At 40.2% G+C, this 1,829-nt stretch carries 1 protein-coding gene; it reads left to right on the plus strand.

Annotated features, from left to right (window positions below; genetic code table 11):
• Nucleotides 1–955 precede the first annotated feature (955 nt).
• Complete coding sequence (locus tag AC19YQ_RS24915) at nucleotides 956–1,477, plus strand: glycosyltransferase (protein ID WP_500596184.1); 522 nt, start codon at nucleotides 956–958, stop codon at nucleotides 1,475–1,477.
• Nucleotides 1,478–1,829: the final 352 nt, after the last annotated feature.

Genomic DNA, 1,829 nt, shown 5'->3' on the forward strand with positions numbered 1-1,829 from the left:
GGGTGAAGCCTTGAGCTTGACTGAGCTGAATGATCGCGCGCTCTTCAACGCTGAGTTCGGAATAGGACATAGGGGCAGCACCGTACCGGAAAGGTCAGGTGTTGCACTCAGTTTTCGCGGCCGCCCAGTGTTTCAAAGCTCCAGATTTTAAAATCATAAAAACAGCATTAAATAAACCTATTATATTTGACGGACGGAATCTTTTCGAACATACACGAATTTCAAAGAAAGGAATTACTTATATTTCGATAGGACGCCAAGATTTGCACTAAGAAACATCATTACTTGCACCATACTGTGCATAAGCGTGCGACTCTCATAGAAAACAGTAAGAAATATTACGCCCTACAATATTGATTACGCTTTTAGCTTAACCCAAGAAAACAAACATTAATTATACGTACAGGAATTTTATGAGAGTTGCAATTGTGCACGAGACCGATGGGCAGAAATATTTTGCCGCGATAGATCAATTAAAAACAACAAATGATATAACATCGCTAACATATATTCAAGGCCGATGCCTGAGAAACCTAGGCCGCGACATCTTAAAACAAGATGTAAAGCCTTCAACAGCTTTAAAAAAATTTATTACCGCCTGGAAATATAGAGTCCAATTCCCATTCACCAAATATGATATAACTATAATTGCTTTCGGACCTTATGACTTCCGGTTTATATATTACGCACTATTTTCTCGTGCGAAACGAATTATAACTCATACATCTTGGCCTGAGTGGAATGAAAACCCACCAGTTCAATATGGACATCTAACATGCGTATTCGAATTTTTATGGCGACTTGTATTTCGAATTAAAAATATAGAGTGCGTTGCAGTAACTGAGCCTGCGAAAATATCCTTTAACCAAAAGCACCCACTTATTAAAACATTAGTAATTCCTCATGCGGTAGGTCAACAACTCACATCTGCAAACAGATCTAAAAAACGGAAAACATTTGTTTTGTCGGAGAACTATCCGAAGCAAAAGGGATTCACACCCTGATAGAAGTTGCTAAAGCAACGACACATAACATAACAGTAATTGGCACTGGCCCTCTAAGCAATCTAATAAAGCATGCCAGCACCACCAATAGAAACATTAAATTCTTGGGCCCGATTTTTGACAGACCAAAACTTGCCGAAATAGTTTCATCTCACAAATATCTGATAGTACCAAGTCAAAAAAACAAATATTGGCAAGAGCTATTTGGCATTGTGATCATTGAGGCAATGGCTGCAGGTACAATTCCAATTTGCTCAAATCATGCTGGTCCTCGTGGAATACTAGGGAGTCAGTGGCCCAATCTATTGATCGACGACGAGTCCAACCCAAACGCTTTTTTAACCGTTATCGAAACTATTGATTCTGACGAGCAGATCGCAGAAGCTTTGTCGAAAGCTCTGATGAATGAGTCAAAAAAATACAGTACCGCTGAAATATCAGAAGCTTGGCATAAGTTAATAGAGGGAAAGTAAATGAGCATCATGATAAATACTAGGTGCTTACTCCAGCCTAAGACAGGTGTACAACGCTATCTATCAGAGATTTTGCCGTATATACACAGTGCAAATTCTGAAACCATCGAAATATTTCCAAGTGACTTCTTCGGAAAGTCTCACCTCGGTCATGTATGGGAGCAGACAATACTCCCTTTTAAAACCAAAAATTCTTTATTATTCAGTCCATCACATACAGGCCCGCTAGTGTCGTGAGCGGTTAGTTTATTTTCTAACGTACAACGATATACTGTGCACCCCTCGCCCCGAGATGGTTCCAGGCATGCCTCGTCCAATTGCTCCCTTTGCACTGCAGCCCGCCGACGTTCTT

This window comes from Pseudomonas sp. MF06569 (genome assembly GCF_059862735.1).